This is a genomic window from Kosakonia sp. ML.JS2a (genome assembly GCF_025642095.1).
GTDB lineage: Bacteria > Pseudomonadota > Gammaproteobacteria > Enterobacterales > Enterobacteriaceae.
In genome coordinates this window covers 3061779-3082391 of record NZ_CP106754.1, presented here as the reverse complement: position 1 = coordinate 3082391, position 20613 = coordinate 3061779, and the positions used below count along the sequence as shown (strand labels likewise).

At 52.4% G+C, this 20613-nt stretch carries 20 protein-coding genes and 1 other annotated feature; of the genes, 16 read left to right on the top strand and 4 right to left on the bottom strand.

Features of this window, described 5'->3' with window-relative positions; translation table 11 throughout:
* Nucleotides 1-68: 68 nt before the first annotated feature.
* Nucleotides 69-1514: a flagellin gene (locus tag N7922_RS14660; RefSeq protein WP_263096998.1), complete on the bottom strand. Its 1446-nt coding sequence runs from the start codon at nucleotides 1512-1514 to the stop codon at nucleotides 69-71.
* Between the two features lie 284 nt (nucleotides 1515-1798).
* Here N7922_RS14660 and fumD point away from each other — a divergent pair, with 284 nt between their 5' ends.
* From fumD to selO, 15 genes are all read left to right on the top strand, one after another.
* Complete coding sequence (fumD, locus tag N7922_RS14655; protein WP_061495080.1) at nucleotides 1799-2011, top strand: fumarate hydratase FumD; 213 nt, start codon at nucleotides 1799-1801, stop codon at nucleotides 2009-2011.
* Between the two features lie 674 nt (nucleotides 2012-2685).
* Nucleotides 2686-4614, top strand: coding sequence for a threonine--tRNA ligase (gene thrS / locus N7922_RS14650; RefSeq protein ID WP_263096996.1), 1929 nt, complete (start codon nucleotides 2686-2688; stop codon nucleotides 4612-4614).
* A 3-nt stretch (nucleotides 4615-4617) separates the two neighbouring features.
* Complete coding sequence (infC, locus tag N7922_RS14645) at nucleotides 4618-5160, top strand: translation initiation factor IF-3 (RefSeq protein ID WP_071532057.1); 543 nt, start codon at nucleotides 4618-4620, stop codon at nucleotides 5158-5160.
* Between the two features lie 92 nt (nucleotides 5161-5252).
* The gene (gene rpmI / locus N7922_RS14640) at nucleotides 5253-5450 is read left to right on the top strand and encodes a 50S ribosomal protein L35 (protein ID WP_001124225.1); all 198 of its coding nucleotides are present in this window, start codon (nucleotides 5253-5255) and stop codon (nucleotides 5448-5450) included.
* Nucleotides 5451-5499: 49 nt separating this feature from the next.
* A complete protein-coding gene (rplT, locus tag N7922_RS14635; protein ID WP_013366084.1) occupies nucleotides 5500-5856 on the top strand; it encodes a 50S ribosomal protein L20 in 357 nt (118 codons plus the stop codon).
* A gap of 120 nt (nucleotides 5857-5976) precedes the next feature.
* Nucleotides 5977-6101, top strand: a sequence feature (Phe leader region).
* Nucleotides 5982-6026, top strand: coding sequence for a pheST operon leader peptide PheM (pheM, locus tag N7922_RS14630; protein WP_001386830.1), 45 nt, complete (start codon nucleotides 5982-5984; stop codon nucleotides 6024-6026). It overlaps the preceding feature by 45 nt.
* A gap of 40 nt (nucleotides 6102-6141) precedes the next feature.
* On the top strand, nucleotides 6142-7125 hold the full coding sequence (gene pheS, locus N7922_RS14625; RefSeq protein WP_061495084.1) for a phenylalanine--tRNA ligase subunit alpha: 984 nt from the start codon (nucleotides 6142-6144) through the stop codon (nucleotides 7123-7125).
* A 14-nt stretch (nucleotides 7126-7139) separates the two neighbouring features.
* Nucleotides 7140-9527, top strand: a complete 2388-nt coding sequence (gene pheT, locus N7922_RS14620; protein WP_263096993.1) for a phenylalanine--tRNA ligase subunit beta — start codon at nucleotides 7140-7142, stop codon at nucleotides 9525-9527.
* A 4-nt stretch (nucleotides 9528-9531) separates the two neighbouring features.
* Complete coding sequence (ihfA, locus tag N7922_RS14615) at nucleotides 9532-9831, top strand: integration host factor subunit alpha (RefSeq protein WP_006820203.1); 300 nt, start codon at nucleotides 9532-9534, stop codon at nucleotides 9829-9831.
* 100 nt (nucleotides 9832-9931) lie between these two features.
* Nucleotides 9932-10912, top strand: a complete 981-nt coding sequence (gene btuC, locus N7922_RS14610) for a vitamin B12 ABC transporter permease BtuC (protein WP_263096991.1) — start codon at nucleotides 9932-9934, stop codon at nucleotides 10910-10912.
* A gap of 34 nt (nucleotides 10913-10946) precedes the next feature.
* Nucleotides 10947-11498, top strand: coding sequence for a glutathione peroxidase (locus tag N7922_RS14605; protein ID WP_263096990.1), 552 nt, complete (start codon nucleotides 10947-10949; stop codon nucleotides 11496-11498).
* Entirely contained in the window at nucleotides 11498-12247 is a 750-nt protein-coding gene (gene btuD / locus N7922_RS14600; RefSeq protein WP_263100917.1) for a vitamin B12 ABC transporter ATP-binding protein BtuD, read from the top strand. Before N7922_RS14605 ends, btuD begins: the two co-directional genes overlap by 1 nt.
* 78 nt (nucleotides 12248-12325) lie before the next feature.
* The gene (locus N7922_RS14595; protein WP_061495093.1) at nucleotides 12326-12790 is read left to right on the top strand and encodes an NlpC/P60 family protein; all 465 of its coding nucleotides are present in this window, start codon (nucleotides 12326-12328) and stop codon (nucleotides 12788-12790) included.
* A gap of 333 nt (nucleotides 12791-13123) precedes the next feature.
* Nucleotides 13124-13837 (top strand): EAL domain-containing protein, encoded by a 714-nt coding sequence (locus N7922_RS14590; protein WP_263096989.1) that lies wholly within the window; start codon nucleotides 13124-13126, stop codon nucleotides 13835-13837.
* Nucleotides 13838-13898: 61 nt separating this feature from the next.
* On the top strand, nucleotides 13899-15341 hold the full coding sequence (gene selO / locus N7922_RS14585; protein ID WP_263096988.1) for a protein adenylyltransferase SelO: 1443 nt from the start codon (nucleotides 13899-13901) through the stop codon (nucleotides 15339-15341).
* Nucleotides 15342-15348: 7 nt separating this feature from the next.
* Here selO and hemP read toward each other — a convergent pair whose 3' ends face one another.
* From hemP to N7922_RS14570, 3 genes are all read right to left on the bottom strand, one after another.
* Nucleotides 15349-15531, bottom strand: a complete 183-nt coding sequence (gene hemP, locus N7922_RS14580) for a hemin uptake protein HemP (protein ID WP_411554142.1) — start codon at nucleotides 15529-15531, stop codon at nucleotides 15349-15351.
* Between the two features lie 160 nt (nucleotides 15532-15691).
* The gene (aroH, locus tag N7922_RS14575) at nucleotides 15692-16738 is read right to left on the bottom strand and encodes a 3-deoxy-7-phosphoheptulonate synthase AroH (RefSeq protein ID WP_263096986.1); all 1047 of its coding nucleotides are present in this window, start codon (nucleotides 16736-16738) and stop codon (nucleotides 15692-15694) included.
* 154 nt (nucleotides 16739-16892) lie between these two features.
* Nucleotides 16893-17726, bottom strand: coding sequence for a pyruvate, water dikinase regulatory protein (locus tag N7922_RS14570; protein ID WP_263096985.1), 834 nt, complete (start codon nucleotides 17724-17726; stop codon nucleotides 16893-16895).
* A 331-nt stretch (nucleotides 17727-18057) separates the two neighbouring features.
* Here N7922_RS14570 and ppsA point away from each other — a divergent pair, with 331 nt between their 5' ends.
* Nucleotides 18058-20436: a phosphoenolpyruvate synthase gene (gene ppsA / locus N7922_RS14565; RefSeq protein WP_263096984.1), complete on the top strand. Its 2379-nt coding sequence runs from the start codon at nucleotides 18058-18060 to the stop codon at nucleotides 20434-20436.
* Nucleotides 20437-20613: the final 177 nt, after the last annotated feature.

The following is a 20613-nucleotide window of genomic DNA, read 5'->3' as shown; positions in this document are numbered from 1 at the left end:
ATCTGATGGGTTATTGACGAAAACTGACGTGAATAACTCATGGTAGATTATTTAACATTTCCCATCAGTTAACCTCGCAGAAGCGAAAGCATATTTTCAGCCGACTGGTTGGTCACTTTCAATACCGCGTCCTGTCCTTGTTGCAATATTTGTGCTTTCACCAGTTTACTGGCTTCCATGGCGTAATCGGCATCTTCAATTCGGCTTTTCGCCGCCTGGGTCGCAATACTCTGTTGCGCGAGTACGGATTTATTGGATTCGAAGCGGTTAATAAACGCGCCATATTGCGCACGATAGCTGCTGACTTTATCCAGCGCCTTATCGAGCGCCCCCATGGCGATACTGGCCGTAGCCGTTGAACGCAGTTCGGTATTGGTTAGCCCCAGCGACTTAATGTCTGATGGCGTGGTCGGCATGGTAGTGGCTTGTACATCATCGCCATAGCTGGCGCTGGTCACCACCTCCCAGGGACGGCTTTGCTTCGGCGGCTCCGCCGGAGTAATGGTGGGTTCCGGCAGATCACCCCACGTCAGATTACTGGTAAAGGAACCACTGCCCACCACCATTACCACCAGATCTTCCGTGACATTATCGATTTTCAGGCGTTCAAGCCTGTTCGAACCGTTGCTACCATCGTTGTACGCTTTGCCCGGCTCATAACGGTCACCGTCGCCACTGTAGCTGATGGTCATGCCGTTATAAGCGAGGGTTTCGCTGCCGTTGAGCGCCCATGAAGCGCCTCCTTCAATCAGCATCGAGTCATCATAGGTTGCTCCACGCTGGAAACCATTCGCTTCTGTCAGTACCTTGCTGGTGGCTTTGGCTGAACTGGTGATGCCACGACTTTTCCAGGTATAGTCCGCCGTGGTGCCGTTGATTGGCGTGCCCGCCAGATGCTTGCCATCGCGGGTGAATAACTGAATGTCATCATCCAGACCCAATGAATCAATGGTAATAGCGATGTTTTTCGACCCGGCTGGAATATACGCCAGCGACACAATGCCGGAACTGAAGGTGTAATTGACTCCTTGAGCAGGGAATTTAACGCTCAATGGCGGCACATTGCCAATCAACTCCGGGGGCAGTTCCGGGTCATCGGTCGCCAGCGGATAGCGACCGAAGATCTCCGTGCCTTCAGAAATTGACTGGATATTCTCCAGAATACTTTGATATTCGTTATGAGTGCTTTGACGATCGCCCTCAGATAAGGTGCTATTTCCGGCCTGAATGGCCAGATTTTTGGCACGGATCAACAGCTCGCCGACGGTACTGAGGCTGCTATCGGCGGTTTGCGCCATACTGATGGCGTCATCCAGACCGCGGGACACGACACTGTCGGCGTTAGCGCTGGCGCGCATGCGGTTGGCAATAGCCTGTCCCGCCGCATCATCCCTGGCGCTATTAATCCGTAAGCCCGACGACAACCGCTCAATCGATTCCTGAAGCGTCGATGCTGTGGCTGGTCTGATGGTCAGATTCAGCCCCGTCATTTCGTTGTAGTTGATCGCTTGCATTACCGTGGTTGATTCATTCAGATCGCTAATGAATCATTAATCGGCAGGCTGGCTGATGATCTTTAACGCAAATTAACGGGGGAATTTCGCGGTGCGCTAAAAAATGCCCTTCCGGCGTGAAATCCGCACGCAGCGGAAGGGGAAGAGAGTAAAACGTTACACGTTACAAAGAGCCTCTCTCACCCTATGCTAAACGCGGGGAAATGCTATAAGCATTAGTTTCTTTATTAGATACACCTGCAAACGTAAATTTACTAATAAAAATGACGCTAAACGGAGGCGTAATGGGGAAGGCAAAAGACGATGTGTTATATGAGGAAATGTGTCGGGTGGTGGGTAAAGTGGTGCTGGAAATGCGTGACCTCGGGCAGGAGCCTAAACATATCGTGATTGCGGGCCTGGTCAGAACCATGCTGGCAAACCAAAAGATTAAACGTTCAGCGCTGACTCAGGAAGCGATGGAAGAGGTGATCCGCGCCTTAGGTTATCAGGCCTGAGGCGATCTGAAAAAGGCACGCTTGACGCGTGCCTTTTTGAGTCAGTTTTTGGTTAATGGCGTTTTTTATGACGGCCGGGAAGGTTCCTGGACGACTTCATGCTGTAGTGCTTATAAAACGAAAATATAATGATCGCGACCAGCGCGATAACAAGAACCGGATATATTATTTCCATTCTTTATCAGTAAGTTAGGCGTTGATGATAGCCACCCATGCTGGCTGTCTGGCAGTCAGTGGGATAGCGCCTTAAAATCAGATAAACCTCAGATTACATAAACGATTTTTAAAATGCCCTTTCATTCTGATTGCCAGAATTCACAGCAACACACTGCAATTTCACCTGGAATTGTCATTGTTGTAAATATGTAATCTTCTTTGCCGCGGATAACTTACAAATAAAGCCAGCGGACATCTTCCGTTAACGCTGCGCTAAGCGATGTCACTGTGACCAGGATTATGATTCTGTTCACGCTTTTATGTCACCCCGATGCCGTGTACTATTGAGTGGCGTTATCAGCCCGTGAATGCGGGTGTCTGTCGGATTTTTGTACATCCGGAGGCGCACAATTTGCAGAGTGAAGCAAAGAAACACATTTAACGTGCTGATATAAATATATTATTTAGTTTTGTATGTGCTCTTTCGTGTGGGGCACCACTGCAAATAAGGAAATGAAATGCCTGTAATTACGCTTCCTGATGGCAGTCAACGCCATTACGACCATGCTGTAAGCCCAATGGATGTCGCGCTGGATATCGGTCCGGGACTGGCGAAAGCCTGTATCGCCGGGCGTGTAAACGGTGAGCTGGTCGATGCTTCTGATGTGATCGACAGCGACGCAAACCTTGCCATCATCACCGCGAAAGATGACGAAGGCCTGGACATTATCCGCCACTCCTGCGCGCACCTGTTGGGTCACGCCATTAAACAGCTCTGGCCAACCACCAAAATGGCTATCGGTCCGGTTATCGACAATGGTTTTTACTATGACATTGACCTTGACCACACGTTGACCCAGGAAGATATCGACGCGCTCGAAAAACGTATGCACGAGCTCGCCGAGAGCAACTACGATGTCATCAAGAAAAAAGTGAGCTGGCATGAAGCCCGTGAGACCTTTGTCAAACGCGGCGAAAGCTACAAAGTCTCCATCCTTGATGAGAACATCGCGCATGATGACAAGCCGGGCTTGTATCATCACCAGGAATACATCGACATGTGCCGCGGTCCGCATGTGCCGAATATGCGTTTTTGCCATCACTTTAAACTGATGAAAATCGCGGGCGCTTACTGGCGCGGCGATAGCAATAACAAAATGCTGCAGCGTATTTACGGCACCGCGTGGGCAGATAAAAAAGCACTGAATGCTTATCTGCAACGCCTGGAAGAGGCCGCTAAACGCGACCACCGTAAAATCGGCAAACAGCTTGACCTGTATCACATGCAGGAAGAAGCGCCGGGTATGGTCTTCTGGCATAACGATGGCTGGACTATCTTCCGTGAGCTGGAAACGTTCGTACGCTCCAAGCTGAAAGAGTACCAGTATCAGGAAGTGAAAGGCCCGTTCATGATGGACCGTGTGCTGTGGGAAAAAACCGGGCACTGGGACAACTATAAAGATGCCATGTTTACGACGTCTTCCGAGAACCGTGAGTACTGCATCAAGCCGATGAACTGCCCGGGACACGTACAGATCTTTAACCAGGGTCTGAAGTCCTACCGCGATCTGCCGCTGCGTATGGCAGAGTTCGGTAGCTGTCATCGTAACGAGCCATCAGGCGCGCTGCACGGGTTAATGCGTGTTCGCGGCTTTACGCAGGACGATGCGCATATCTTCTGTACGGAAGAGCAGGTTCGCGATGAAGTGAACGCGTGCATCCGTTTAGTCTATGATATGTACAGCACTTTTGGTTTCGAAAAAATCGTCGTCAAACTGTCAACGCGTCCTGAAAAACGCATTGGTAGCGATGAAATGTGGGACCGTGCGGAAGCGGATCTGGCGGTTGCGCTGGAAGAAAACAACATCCCGTTTGAATTCCAACTGGGTGAAGGCGCTTTCTACGGCCCGAAAATTGAATTTACACTGTATGACTGCCTCGATCGTGCATGGCAGTGCGGAACAGTACAGCTCGACTTCTCTCTGCCGTCTCGTCTGAGCGCCTCCTATGTGGGCGAAAACAACGAACGTCAGGTGCCGGTTATGATTCACCGTGCAATTCTTGGTTCACTGGAGCGCTTTATCGGCATCCTGACCGAAGAGTTTGCCGGTTTCTTCCCGACATGGCTTGCCCCGGTGCAGGTTGTCGTGATGAACATTACCGATTCTCAGGCTGAATACGTTAACGAATTGACGCGCAAACTGCAAAATGCGGGCATTCGTGTAAAAGCAGACTTGAGAAACGAGAAGATTGGCTTTAAAATCCGCGAGCACACTTTACGTCGTGTCCCTTATATGCTGGTTTGTGGTGATAAAGAGGTTGAAGCCGGTAAAGTTGCCGTGCGTACCCGTCGTGGTAAAGACCTGGGTAGCCTTGACGTAAATGAAGTTATCGAGAAGCTGCAACAAGAGATTCGCAGCCGCAGTCTTCAACAACTGGAGGAATAAGGTATTAAAGGCGGAAAACGAGTTCAAACGGCGCGTCCCAATCGTATCAATGGCGAGATTCGTGCCCTGGAAGTTCGCTTAACAGGTCTGGAAGGCGAGCAGCTTGGTATTGTGAGTCTGAGAGAAGCTCTGGAAAAAGCTGAAGAAGCCGGGGTAGATTTAGTTGAAATCAGCCCTAACGCCGAGCCGCCCGTTTGCCGTATAATGGATTACGGCAAGTTCCTCTATGAAAAGAGCAAATCTTCTAAGGAACAGAAGAAGAAGCAGAAAGTTATTCAGGTTAAGGAAATTAAATTCCGACCTGGTACAGATGAAGGCGACTATCAGGTAAAACTCCGCAGCCTGATTCGCTTTCTCGAAGAGGGCGATAAGGCCAAGATCACGCTGCGTTTCCGCGGTCGTGAGATGGCCCACCAACAGATCGGTATGGAAGTGCTTAATCGCGTGAAAGACGATCTGAATGAACTGGCAGTGGTCGAATCCTTCCCTACGAAGATCGAAGGCCGCCAGATGATTATGGTGCTTGCTCCGAAGAAGAAACAGTAAGGCCATCAAGTAATTAAACCTGTGGGCCACAAGCCTGCGGGTTTAGTTCGCCTATGTTTCGTTTATTAACAATGCGAAGTGGAAGTTAAAAAATGCCAAAAATCAAAACCGTACGCGGTGCTGCGAAGCGTTTTAAAAAAACCGGTAAAGGTGGTTTTAAACACAAGCACGCTAACCTGCGTCATATTCTGACCAAAAAAGCTACCAAGCGTAAACGTCACCTGCGTCCGAAAGCCATGGTTTCCAAAGGCGATCTGGGCCTGGTAATCGCGTGCCTGCCGTACGCATAAGTCGTTAACCTTTAACTTTTTAATTAGAATATAGATACAGGAGAGAGCCATGGCTCGCGTAAAACGTGGTGTGATTGCACGTGCACGTCATAAGAAAATTTTGAAACAAGCTAAAGGTTACTACGGCGCGCGTTCTCGCGTTTACCGTGTTGCCTTCCAGGCTGTTATCAAAGCTGGTCAGTACGCTTATCGTGACCGTCGTCAGAAAAAGCGTCAGTTCCGTCAACTGTGGATTGCACGTATCAACGCAGCAGCACGTCAGAACGGTATTTCTTACAGCAAATTCATCAACGGCCTGAAAAAAGCCTCTGTTGAAATCGACCGTAAGATCCTGGCTGACATCGCCGTATTCGACAAAGTGGCATTCACTGCCCTGGTTGAAAAAGCGAAAGCAGCTCTGGCGTAAGCCAGTTTAAGAGAGGGAGCCTGGCTCCCTCTTTTGCTTTAACATTATCAATGCATTGACATTTCGCCGTGATACGCTTTCAATAAGCCATCACAGCCCACTTACCCGGTTAAGGTAACGCAAGCATGAATGCTGCTATTTTCCGCTTCTTTTTTTACTTTAGCACCTGAACCCAGGAGGCTAGCGCGTGAAAGAAGAAACGGAAAACAGCGCCAGAAAGCCTCCCTTGTGGAGGCTTTTTTTGTATCTGCCGCGTGTAAATATCGTCATATAACGAGGAAAACCATGTCACATCTCGCAGAGCTGGTTGCCGGTGCGAAGGCAGCCATTAACGATGCCCAGGATGTCGCCGCGCTGGACAACGTTCGCGTCGAATATCTGGGTAAGAAAGGGCATCTGACCCTCCAAATGACCACCCTGCGTGAGCTGCCGCCGGAAGAGCGTCCGGCTGCCGGGGCCGTGATCAATGAAGCAAAGGAGCAGGTTCAGCAGGCGCTGAACGCCCGTAAAACCGATCTCGAAAATGCAGCGCTGAACGCGCGTCTGGCGGCGGAAACCATTGATGTTTCTCTGCCAGGGCGTCGTATCGAAAATGGCGGCCTGCACCCGGTTACCCGCACTATCGACCGCATTGAAAGTTTCTTCGGTGAGCTCGGCTTTACCGTCGCGACAGGTCCGGAAATCGAAGACGATTACCACAACTTCGACGCCCTGAACATTCCGGGCCATCACCCGGCGCGTGCTGACCACGACACTTTCTGGTTCGATGCGACCCGCTTGCTGCGCACCCAGACCTCTGGCGTGCAGATCCGCACCATGGAAAACCAGCAGCCGCCAATCCGCATTATCGCGCCGGGTCGCGTATATCGTAACGATTACGATCAGACGCATACCCCGATGTTCCATCAGATGGAAGGTCTGATTGTCGACAAAAACATCAGCTTCACCAACCTGAAGGGCACGCTGCACGACTTCCTGCGTAACTTCTTTGAAGAAGATCTGCAGATTCGTTTCCGTCCGTCCTATTTCCCGTTTACTGAACCGTCTGCGGAAGTGGATGTGATGGGTAAGAACGGGAAATGGCTGGAAGTTCTGGGCTGCGGTATGGTGCACCCGAACGTGCTGCGCAATGTTGGCATTGATCCGGAAGTCTACTCCGGCTTTGCATTTGGTATGGGGATGGAGCGTCTTACCATGCTGCGCTACGGCGTGACAGATTTGCGCGCATTCTTCGAAAACGATTTGCGTTTCCTCAAACAGTTTAAATAAAGGCAGGCAAAACAATGAAATTCAGTGAACTGTGGTTACGCGAATGGGTCAATCCGGCCATTGATAGCGAAGCGTTGTCGGGCCAAATCACGATGGCAGGCCTCGAAGTAGACGGTGTTGAGCCGGTTGCCGGGGCGTTTCACGGCGTCGTCGTAGGCGAAGTGATGGCGTGCGCTCAGCATCCAAATGCTGACAAATTGCGCGTAACAAAAGTCAATGTTGGCGGCGATCGTCTGCTGGACATCGTCTGCGGGGCGCCAAACTGCCGTCTGGGGCTGAAAGTAGCCGTTGCAACCGTCGGCGCGGTGTTGCCGGGTGATTTCAAAATAAAAGCGGCAAAACTGCGTGGCGAACCGTCAGAAGGCATGCTGTGCTCCTTCTCGGAACTGGGTATTTCTGACGATCACAGCGGCATTATCGAGCTGCCGGCGGATGCGCCGATTGGCACCGATATCCGTGAATACCTGAAACTCGATGATAACACCATCGAAATCAGCGTGACGCCGAACCGTGCTGACTGCCTTGGTATTATTGGCGTGGCGCGCGACGTGGCGGTACTGAATAAATCGCCGCTGGTAGCACCAGAGATTGCGCCGGTTGCTGCAACAATCGACGATACGCTGCCGATTACGGTAGAGGCTGCTGACGCCTGCCCGCGCTACCTCGGCCGCGTGGTGAAGGGCATCAACGTGAAAGCGCCAACGCCGCTGTGGATGAAAGAGAAACTGCGTCGCTGCGGGATTCGTTCTATTGATGCGGTGGTGGACGTCACCAACTACGTTCTGCTTGAGCTGGGTCAGCCGATGCACGCCTTCGACCGCGATCGTCTGGATGGCGGCATCGTGGTGCGTATGGCAAAAGAGGGTGAAACGCTGGTCCTGCTGGATGGTAGCGAAGCCAAACTGAATGCCGATACGCTGGTCATTGCCGATCACAACAAAGCGCTGGCGATGGGCGGTATTTTCGGCGGTGAGCACTCCGGTGTGAACGATGAAACGCAGAATGTTCTGCTGGAATGCGCTTTCTTCAATCCGCTCTCTATTACCGGCCGCGCACGTCGTCATGGTTTGCACACGGATGCGTCTCATCGCTATGAGCGCGGTGTTGATCCGCAACTGCAGTACAAAGCGATAGAACGTGCAACCCGCTTGTTGCTCGACATCTGTGGTGGTGAAGCAGGTCCGGTCATTGATGTGACCAACGAAGCAACCTTGCCGAAACGTGCGACCATCCGCTTGCGTCGCAGCAAACTGGATCGCCTGATTGGTCATCACATTGCCGATGAGCAAGTGAGCGACATTCTGAACCGCTTGGGCTGCGAAGTGACTGAAGGCCAGGATGAGTGGTTGGCCGTCGCGCCGAGCTGGCGTTTCGATATGGAAATCGAAGAAGATCTGGTAGAGGAAGTGGCGCGTGTGTACGGCTACAACAATATTCCGGATGAGCCGGTGCAGGCTGGCCTGATCATGGGTGAGCACCGCGAAGCGAATCTATCACTTAAGCGCGTGAGAACGCTGCTGAACGATAAAGGCTACCAGGAAGTGATCACCTACAGTTTCGTCGACCCGAAACTGCAACAGCTGATCCATCCGGGAGAAGAAGCCCTGATCCTGCCGAGCCCGATCTCCAGCGAAATGTCGGCTATGCGCTTGTCACTGTGGACCGGTCTGCTGGGCACTATCGTCTACAACCAGAACCGTCAGCAGAGCCGCGTGCGCATTTTTGAAACCGGTTTGCGTTTTGTTCCGGATACTCAGGCAAACCTCGGCATCCGCCAGGATGTGATGCTGGCGGGCGCAATTTGCGGTAACCGTTACGAAGAGCACTGGGATCTGGCGAAAGGCAGCGTTGATTTCTTCGATCTGAAAGGCGATCTGGAGTCTGTTCTGGAGCTGACGGGCAAATTATCGGCGATTGAGTTCCGCGCAGAAGCGAATCCGGCATTGCATCCGGGGCAGTCCGCCGCGATTTATCTGAAAGATAAACGTATTGGTTTCATTGGGGTAGTCCATCCGGAGCTGGAACGTAAGCTCGATCTCAATGGCCGTACGCTGGTGTTTGAACTGGAGTGGAATGCGCTTGCAGACCGCGTGGTTCCTCAGGCTCAGGAGATTTCTCGCTTCCCTGCAAACCGTCGCGATATCGCTGTCGTTGTCGCCGAAAATGTGCCCGCAGCAGATGTTTTGGGCGAATGTAAGAAAGTTGGCGTAAATCAGGTAGTTGGCGTAAACTTATTTGACGTGTACCGCGGTAAGGGTGTAGCGGAAGGGTATAAGAGCCTTGCCATTAGCCTGATCCTTCAGGATACCAGCCGTACACTCGAAGAAGAGGAGATTGCCGCTACCGTTGCCAGATGTGTAGAGGCATTAAAAGAGCGATTCCAGGCATCATTGAGGGATTGAACCTATGGCGCTTACAAAAGCTGAAATGTCAGAATATCTGTTTGATAAGCTAGGGCTTAGCAAGCGGGACGCAAAAGAGCTGGTAGAGCTGTTTTTCGAAGAGATCCGTCGTGCTCTGGAAAACGGTGAGCAGGTAAAACTCTCCGGCTTTGGCAACTTCGATTTGCGCGACAAAAATCAACGTCCGGGACGTAACCCGAAAACGGGCGAGGATATTCCCATTACAGCCCGGCGCGTGGTGACCTTCAGACCCGGCCAGAAGTTAAAAAGCCGTGTCGAAAACGCTTCGCCCAAAGCTGAGTGATATGAACTAATTAAAAAGGCCGCCATGCGGCCTTTTTTCTTTTCAGTACGCCCTATCAACCTTAGAATCAGTCACCTGACTGACGGGTTTAACGGAAAACATGCTGGCATACGCTCATCACCAACAGCAACGCAACCGCCGCTGGCTGTGCGGATTATCGCTGCTTTTACTGCTCGCGCTCGTTTTCAGCCTTTGCGCGGGTGAACAATGGATAGCGCCCAACGCCTGGTTCACCCCCAGAGGGCAACTCTTCGTCTGGCAAATTCGTCTGCCGCGCACGTTGGCGGTACTGTTGGTCGGTGCGGCGCTGGCGCTCTCTGGCGCTGTTATGCAGGCATTATTTGAAAACCCGCTGGCTGAACCGGGCCTACTGGGTGTCTCCAGCGGTGCCGGTGTAGGTCTCATTGCCGCCGTACTGCTCGGTGGCGGCATGCTGCCCATCTGGGCGTTGGGTGTCTGCGCTATCGCTGGCGCGCTTATCGTCACGCTTATCCTGCTGCGTTTTGCTCGCAGACATCTTTCCACCAGTCGGTTGTTACTGGCCGGTGTCGCACTTGGCATTATTTGCACAGCATTAACCACCTGGGCGGTCTATTTTTCAACCTCGTTCGATTTACGCCAGTTAATGTACTGGATGATGGGCGGTTTTGGCGGCGTTGACTGGCAACAGAGCTGGCTGATGATTGCGCTACTGCCCGTTATGGGGTGGATCTGCTTGCAGTCGGCACCGCTTAATGTGCTGGCGCTGGGTGACATATCGGCACGACAACTGGGGTTGCCATTATGGCTATGGCGCAACGTATTGGTGGTCGCCACGGGTTGGATGGTGGGCGTCAGCGTCGCACTTGCCGGGGCGATAGGTTTTATCGGCCTGGTGATCCCCCATATCTTACGGTTATGCGGTCTGACCGATCACCGGGTGCTGCTGCCCGCCTGCGCATTGACTGGCGCATCGGTGCTGCTCTTTGCCGATATTGTCGCCCGTCTCGCCTTAAGCGCCGCCGAGTTACCGATAGGTGTCGTAACCGCCACGCTGGGCGCGCCGGTGTTTATCTGGCTATTATTAAAAGTTGGGCGTTAAGCCTGACAACCACAACATCAACAAAGGGTACGCTATGCAACAGGATATTCTGAATACTGAAGTCACGACCATTGATGGTGAACACACCACACTCGAAAGTTACCGCGGCAATGTGCTGCTGGTGGTTAACGTTGCCTCGAAATGTGGGCTGACGCCGCAGTATGAGCAACTGGAAAATATCCAGAAAACGTTGGGTGACGAGGGTTTCAGCGTGCTCGGCTTCCCCTGTAACCAGTTCCTCGGCCAGGAGCCTGGCTCCGAAGAAGAGATCAAAACGTTCTGCAGCACCACATATGGCGTGACGTTTCCGATGTTCAGCAAAATTGAGGTCAACGGTGAAGCGCGCCATCCGCTCTACAAAAAGTTGATTGCTGCAGCGCCTGTGGCTGTTGCGCCTGAAGGCAGTGGATTCTATGAGCGTATGGAAAGTAAAGGGCGCGCGCCGAAGGAGCCGGGCGACATTTTGTGGAACTTCGAAAAATTCCTCATCGGTCGCGATGGTCAACTGATCCAACGTTTCTCGCCGGATATGACACCGGAAGACCCGGTCTTGCAGGCCGCCATTAAACACGCGCTGGCGAAATAATACCGATGCTGTTGCAACTGCAGGATGTGGGCGCTACCGGGCGACTGGGGCCGATAACGGCAACCATTGGTCGCGGGGAGATCCTGCATCTGGTAGGGCCTAACGGTGCAGGAAAGAGCACCTTATTGACCCGCCTTGCGGGATTGTCTGGTGGACAGGGGCGCGTGCTGTTCGATGGACAGCCGCTGGAACGCTGGCCTGCGACGCAACTGGCGCGCCACCGCGCTTATCTTGCCCAGCAGCAAACGCCGCCTTTCGCCATGCCTGTCTGGCATTACCTGTCGCTGCATCAGCCCGCTGGCGCGCAAAGCGCCATATTGCTGGAGATCTCCGGGAAACTGGGGCTGAACGACAAACTGGATCGCGCGGTGAATCAGCTTTCCGGCGGAGAATGGCAACGCGTGCGCCTTGCCGCAGTGATATTGCAAATCCACCCGGGCGGTAATCCGTCCGGGCAGCTTCTGTTGCTGGATGAGCCGATGAATGGCCTCGACATTGCACAACAAGCCGCGCTGGATAAGCTGCTCTGCGGACTGGTGGCGGCAGGCATTACGCTGGTGATGAGTAGTCATGACCTTAACCACACATTACGGCATACCCATCAGGCATGGTTGTTGAACGGCGGTAAGTTGATCGCCAGCGGTGCAGGGCAGGATGTATTAGTGCCATCAATGCTTGAAGCGGCCTACAGCGTGCCCTTCCGACGGCTGGAAATTGAAGGCCATGCGATGCTGATCCCCGTGACGTGACGAAAACGTGACTTGCCACACATCGGACTCCCACGGTAGATTATTCCGAGAAAAAGAAAGAATGAGGCTTGATCCAGAATGCGTATCTGGTTTCTTGTGGCCGCAGCGCTATTCCTTGCAGGATGTAGTTCGCATCGCGCACCACCACCTAACCCGAGATTGTCCGATTCGATTACCGTTATTGCTAACCTGAATGATCAGCTTAGCGAATGGAACGGTACGCCATATCGCTATGGTGGAACCAGTCGTTCGGGTATTGACTGCTCTGGCTTCGTGATGATGACATTCCGCGATAAGTTCGCTCTCCAGCTCCCGCGCGAAACGCGTCAGCAGGCGGAAATTGGCACCAGGATCGATAAAGACGATTTGCTGCCCGGTGACTTGGTGTTCTTTAAAACCGGTTCCGGCGAAAATGGGCTGCATGTTGGCATTTATGATACCGACCACGCGTTTATTCATGCATCGACCAGTCGGGGGGTGATGCGTTCCTCTCTTGATAATGTTTACTGGCGGAAGAATTTCTGGCAGGCGCGGCGGATTTGAGTCATCGCTCGCTCGTTTTGTGCCAGGTAAAGAGAGAGAAGGTGCGTGAGCAATCTGAGCAATCGCTTCTCTTTTGTTTTTGAACATTCGCGTTTATTAAACCAGGATGTTTCCGCTAATTAATATTTATAATATTAATTAATTTTGTCGTACACTGGGCTCTGGAAACGCGGGTTATTAGTTTTTAACCCGCTAAAAGTTAATAAGGATTAAGGAGAATCTGAATATTAAATGGAAAAAAATGAAGTTAATCTCATTAAAATCAACAAATTTGAATTATGTTTACCTGGGTTTAAGAATGCCGGACATCACCCTTAATGCGGGACTGGCACAATGATTGTATCGCTGGATGACACATATCGCTCCGAGCTTTTATTACTGCCTGCGAAAAATGGTAACGGAATGCTTCAGGGGCTGGAAATTATTGTTAACTTTGTGGGGAGCGACAGTACTGTCCGCGCCCCTACAGAGCTGGTCCTGCCACGCCTGACGGCAGACGAAACGCTGGCGCTGTTCGCCGAGCAACTGGCGTTGCTTGAAGCCTGCCAACTCTTTTTTATACAACATCAGCTAATTGCCTGGATAAATATTTCCCCGCTTATTGTTGATGCCCTGCTGACGGATGAACAACTTGCTGCCTGCGTGGATAAATTCCCTTTCCTGGAATTTACCATCAATGAGAACTATCCCGGTCTGAATATGGGCAAAGAAAATCAGATATTGTCTCTATTGGCGAAACGATATCCGTTAGTGTTGGCAAATTTTGGTTCTGGCGCCGTGTCGACCAAAGCCATTTTCGATGGCCTGTTTAAAGGTGTGGCGTTAGATAAAAACTTCGTTCATCAACGATTATCTTCCCGTTCATTTGAGCCATTTATGCGGGCGATCGTTTCGCAAATTGAACCTTACTGTCGTTCGATTATGATTACCGGTATTGATAATGAGTTTGCGTTAAAAAAGGCCATTCCCTTCCAGTTTAGCGCCATGCAAGGCGCATTGTGGCCAGCGGTGACCGTATCGATGATCACGTCGCTGGTACATCCATAGCCCTGCTTTTCCCCCGTGTTTAATCGTCGCTGAAGGCACTACACTAAAAGCAGGAGGAACCATGACCCTGTCTTTTACTACCCGCTGGCGCGACGAGTTGCCAGAATTTTATAGCGCGCTGTCACCGACGCCGCTTGATAACACGCGATTGATCTGGCGCAACGCACCGCTGGCGCACGAGCTGGGCGTACCGGATGCGCTTTTCCATCCAGTTTCCGGGGCGGGCGTCTGGGGCGGCGAAACGCTGCTACCGGGCATGTCGCCACTGGCACAAGTCTATAGCGGACATCAATTCGGTGTCTGGGCCGGGCAACTGGGCGACGGGCGCGGCATCCTGCTTGGAGAGCAGCAACTGCAGGATGGCACCACCCGCGACTGGCATTTGAAAGGGGCAGGCCTGACACCCTATTCACGCATGGGCGACGGCCGCGCGGTATTGCGTTCGACAATCCGTGAGAGCCTGGCATCGGAGGCGATGCATTACCTCGGTATTCCTACTACACGCGCGCTCAGTATCGTGACCAGCGAGACGCCGGTGATGCGTGAGCGACGGGAATCGGGCGCGATGCTGATGCGCATTGCCGAAAGTCACGTGCGTTTTGGCCATTTTGAGCACTTCTACTATCGCCGTGAGCCGCAAAAAGTGCAGCAACTGGCGGATTTCGTGATCCGCCATCACTGGCCAGCGTTACAAGATGAAGGTGATAAATATGTTGTCTGGTTCCGTGACGTCGTGCAGCGTACGGCGACGCTGATTGCCCGCTGGCAGGCGGTGGGTTTTGCCCATGGTGTGATGAATACAGATAACATGTCGATCCTCGGACTGACGATTGACTATGGCCCGTTTGGCTTTCTGGATGATTACCAACCGGGCTTTATCTGCAATCATTCGGACTATCAGGGGCGTTACAGTTTCGATAATCAGCCCGCCGTTGCGTTGTGGAATCTCCAGCGTCTGGCGCAGTCGCTGTCGCCGTTTATTGCTGTCGACGCGCTGAATGCCGCGCTGGATGAGTATCAGCATGCACTGCTGACGGAGTATGGTGTGTTAATGCGCCGCAAGCTGGGGTTCGTGAGTCAGCAACAAGGCGATAACCTGTTGCTGGATGGGCTGTTCTCATTAATGGCGCGGGAAGGGAGCGATTATACCCGTACTTTCCGTATGCTGAGCCTGACGGAACAGCACAGCGCCAGTTCGCCGCTGCGTGATGAGTTTATCGATCGTGCAGCGTTTGATCGCTGGTTCACGGATTACCGCGCGCGTCTCCAGGCGGAAAACATTGATGATGCACAGCGGCAACAGCTGATGAAAAGCGCCAATCCGGCAATGGTTTTGCGAAACTGGCTGGCACAACGCGCCATAGAAGCCGCGGAGCAGGGCAATACTGCAGAGCTGGAACAATTGCATGAAGCGCTACGCCAGCCCTTTATCGATCGCCACGATGAGTATGTCAATCGCCCACCGGACTGGGGTAAACGGCTGGAAGTGAGCTGTTCAAGCTAACAGTCTGTTATTTGGTGAGGATGAGCTTTCCCGCGTGGGTCTGGCGCAGCAAATAGTGCTGACCTTTGTGCTCAATAACAACACGCCCTTCGTCGCCCAGCAGCACCTGACTGCTGATGCGGCGATCGGTCGGAATGATGTGGGTGGCGTTTTCCTGGGGGGTGACCGGGGGGATCGTCGTGCTATCCATATGCGACATCTCAGCTCAAAGCAATATTTGTATTAACAATGAGAATCATTATCAATATTCTGGCGCGCGAGGCAAGGGCCGCTTCACTGCTTTGCCGGAGATCCCCCAGGAAAACGTAGGGGAAAATGAGGGGATTCCCGCCGCGAACGGCGGGAGAGGCTCAAAAACGTGTCGCCACCGCGTCAGCCAGCCTGGCGAGCAGGCGTTCACTGTCTTCCCAATTCAGGCAAGGATCGGTAATGGATTGCCCATACACCAGCGGTTGACCACTCACGATTTTTTGTGTCCCTTCTTGCAGGAAACTTTCCGCCATCACGCCTGCAATCGCCGTTGAGCCGTTACGGAGCTGCGTGCAAATATCGTCGCAGACATCCAGCTGGCGGCGATGCTGTTTCTGGCAGTTGCCATGACTGAAGTCCACCACCAGATGTTCCGGCAGATCAAATTCGCGCAACGTATTGCAGGCATTCGCAATGTCTTCGGCATGGTAGTTGGGGTTTTTCCCCCCGCGCATAATGATATGGCCGTACGGATTACCACTGGTCTGGTAGATGGTCATCTGCCCGGTTTTATCCGGCGAGAGGAACATATGGCTGGCGCGCGAGGCACGAATGGCATCCACCGCAATACGGGTATTGCCATCGGTGCCATTTTTGAAGCCTACCGGGCAAGAGAGCGCGGAGGCCATTTCCCGGTGGATCTGGCTTTCCGTGGTTCGTGCGCCAATGGCTCCCCAGCTGATCAGGTCAGCGATAAACTGACCTGTCACCATATCAAGGAACTCTGTCGCCGTAGGGACGCCAAGCTCATTCACCTGCAACAGTAATTTGCGCGCCAGTTCGATACCGTGATTGACCCGATAGCTGCCGTTAAGATCCGGATCGGAAATCAGCCCTTTCCAGCCCACAACGGTGCGGGGTTTTTCAAAATAGGTGCGCATCACGATTTCCAGATGCGCATGGTGTTTTTCCCGTAATGCTTGAAGGCGGCGGGCGTAATCCATTGCCGCGTCAAGGTCGTGGATGGAGCAGGGGCCAATAATGACCAACAGGCGGCGATCTTCGCCATTGAGGATTTTCTCGATCCGGCGACGGGACTCTGTTACGTGCTCCGCGACTTCTGCGCTGACAGGGTGCAACTGCGCCAGTTCAAATGGCGTCACCAGCCTGTCGATGCGCGCAGTGCGAAGTTCATCGGTTTTGTTCATCAGAAATCTCAAAAAAGGTGTGCTTCATGGGCAGAAATGCCGGAAGTAATGCGCATCACCTTAAACCAATCCCGGCTTATTACAAGTCTGACTGTGATGCGCATCACATGATTGCCGCATATGATAGCGCACATTGAACTCATGTACTAGCCTGTTAGTACATACGGCGATTCAGCCCCATAATGTCGAGCATTTTGGTGGCGATCTCTTCCACCGAGTAATTGGTACTGTTGAGACAAGGAATATTGTTCTTGCGGTAAAGCGCTTCCACTTCCTGCACCTCCATCCGACACTGGCGCAATGACGCGTAGCGGCTGTTCTCTCTGCGTTCTTCACGAATCGCGGCCAGACGCTCCGGATTAATGGTCAGACCAAATAATTTGTGTTGCAATGGCTTCAGTGCGGCGGGGAGAATGAGGTTATCCATATCGTCGGCAATAAAAGGATAATTTGCTGCGCGAATACCAAATTGCATTGCCAGATAGAGGCTGGTTGGTGTTTTACCGCAACGGGAAACACCCAGTAAAATCACCTGCGCCTGATCGAGATTACGCAGTGAAATACCATCATCGTGAGCGAGAGTGTAATCAATCGCTGCAATTCGGGCGTCATATTTAGTTAAATTACCTGGATTAAGCCCATGCGTACGATGCGCAATGGGTGTGGGATCGAGTTTTAATTCATGCTGCAACGGGGCAACCAGCGCCTGCACGATGTCCTGACAAAATCCTTCGCTTTGCAAAATAATAGAGCGAATTTCCGGAATGACGATGGAATAGAACACCAGCGGGCGGTTGCCGGTCTGTTGATAGATAGCATCTATTTGTTCCTTGACGGCTCTGGCGCGGCTTTCGTTTTCCACGAACGGCAGCGTTATGCTGCTGACGGCAACAGGGAACTGTGACATGACCGCATGGCCTAATACTTCGGCGGTGATAGCGGTTCCATCAGAAATATAAAACACGTGGCGATCTACAGAACTGTCCATTTAATCCATCCTGAATATCATGCGTAATTCTCTGAAAGCATAAATTAAAACATCGATATTGCGTATCTCCTTTTTCTCATTTTAAAAAATGAAATGGTGTTTTTGTTTTTAATGAAAAGTACGGTTCAATTTTTTTATTGTTACATGAAAAATAAGGTTTTACTTAAGAATGGCTATTACAGAGGGTGGCAGATTGATGGGAATCTGTCCGAAAAACCAGAAATCGTAATTGCTTACACGATTCACCGTTTTTTCAACGGAATTAATTATGCCAGGATTAATGGGTAGTCTGGTGTTTTACCCATTCATATATCACAAAAGGATTGTTTCGATGTCCAACAATGACTCGTCTCCGCTGGTGCTTTGGTATGACCAACTCGGCATGAATGATGTAGACAGAGTTGGAGGCAAAAATGCCTCCCTTGGTGAGATGATTACTAATCTGTCCGGTGTCGGCGTATCCGTACCGAACGGTTTTGCAACCACCGCCGATGCGTTTAATCAGTTCCTTGAGCAAAGCGGACTGAACCAACGTATTTATGAACTGCTGGATAAAACGGACATCGATGATGTTTCCGAACTGGCAAAAGCCGGCACGCAGATCCGCCAGTGGGTGGTCGACACGCCGTTCACGCCAGCGCTGGAAAAGGCCGTTCATGATGCTTACGCAACATTGTCGGAAGACGATGCGCAAGCGTCCTTCGCGGTCCGTTCATCGGCCACCGCCGAAGATATGCCGGATGCCTCCTTCGCCGGGCAGCAGGAAACTTTCCTCAATGTGCAAGGCTATGATGCGGTGCTGGTGGCGATTAAGCATGTATTCGCTTCCTTGTTTAATGACCGCGCCATCTCCTACCGTGTGCATCAGGGCTATGATCACCGTGGTGTGGCGCTGTCTGCTGGCGTGCAGCGGATGGTGCGTTCCGATATCGGTTCCTCCGGCGTTATGTTCTCCATTGATACTGAATCCGGTTTCGACCAGGTGGTGTTTATCACCTCCGCCTGGGGGTTGGGTGAGATGGTGGTGCAGGGTGCGGTTAACCCCGATGAATTCTACGTGCACAAACCAACGCTGGCGGCCAATCGTCCGGCGATTGTCCGCCGCACCATGGGTTCGAAAAAAATCCGCATGATCTATGCGCCGACGCAGGAACATGGCAAGCAGGTGCAAATCGAAGATGTGCCGCAGGTCGATCGCGACCGTTTCTCACTGTCCGACGAGGAAGTGCAGGCGCTGGCGAAACAGGCGGTGCAAATCGAGAAGCACTATGGCCGTCCAATGGATATTGAATGGGCAAAAGATGGTCATACCGGCAAACTGTTTATTGTGCAGGCGCGTCCTGAAACGGTGCGTTCGCGCGGTCAGGTGATGGAACGATATACCCTGCATGCACAGGGAAAAATCGTTTCTGAAGGCCGTGCTATCGGGCATCGCATTGGCGCGGGCACGGTAAAAGTGATCCAGGACATTAGCGAAATGAACCTGATCCAACCGGGCGACGTGCTGGTCACGGACATGACCGACCCGGATTGGGAACCGATCATGAAAAAAGCGGCGGCGATTGTCACCAACCGCGGCGGCCGTACTTGTCATGCCGCGATCATCGCCCGTGAGCTGGGGATCCCGGCGGTAGTGGGTTGCGGCGACGCAACCGAGCGCATCAAGACCGGTGAGAAAGTGACGGTCTCCTGCGCCGAAGGGGATACCGGTTACGTGTATGCCGATCTGCTGGATTTCAGCGTGAAAAGCTCCAGTGTGGATACCATGCCGGACCTGCCGCTGAAGATCATGATGAACGTCGGCAACCCGGATCGCGCCTTTGATTTCGCCTGCCTGCCAAATGAAGGCGTTGGCCTGGCGCGTCTGGAATTTATCATCAACCGTATGATTGGCGTGCACCCGCGTGCGCTGCTGGAGTTTGATGACCAGGAACCGAAGCTGCAAAGCGAAATCCGCGAGATGATGAAAGGGTTCGATTCGCCGGTTGAGTTCTACGTCGGTCGCCTGACGGAAGGGATTTCCACGCTGGGCGCGGCTTTCTGGCCAAAACGCGTGATTGTGCGTTTGTCCGATTTTAAATCGAACGAATACGCAAACCTTGTCGGCGGCGAACGCTACGAACCGGAAGAAGAGAACCCGATGCTTGGCTTCCGTGGGGCGGGTCGTTATGTTGCCGACAGCTTCCGTGACTGTTTCGCGCTTGAGTGTGAAGCGGTGAAACGCGTGCGTAACGATATGGGGCTGACCAACGTTGAAATCATGATCCCGTTCGTGCGTACCGTTGAACAAGCGAAAGCCGTCGTGGACGAGTTGGCGCGTCAGGGGCTGAAACGCGGCGAGAACGGACTCAAAATCATTATGATGTGTGAGATCCCGTCGAATGCGTTGCTGGCGGAGCAGTTCCTCGAGTATTTCGACGGCTTCTCGATTGGTTCCAACGACATGACGCAGCTGACCCTTGGTCTCGATCGTGATTCCGGTGTGGTGTCGGCACTGTTTGACGAGCGCAATGATGCGGTGAAAGCGCTGCTTTCAATGGCCATTCGCGCGGCGAAAAAACAGGGCAAATATGTGGGCATCTGCGGGCAGGGGCCGTCCGACCATGAAGATTTTGCCGCATGGTTGATGGATGAAGGCATTGACAGCCTTTCCCTGAACCCGGATACCGTCGTTCAGACCTGGTTGAGTCTTGCTGAGCTGAAAAAATAACGGCTAAATGAAAATCCCCGACATAACGTCGGGGATTTTTTTATTTCAAACGCGAAGTCGTCTTCGATCACAATAACTAAAAATCGTAAAAAGCCTGGCAATTATTGCAATTGTGAGCCGGTTTTCTTCTTCCAATACTTGAGCCTGTAGTGAGCGGCGCGATGCGAGTTTCGCGCT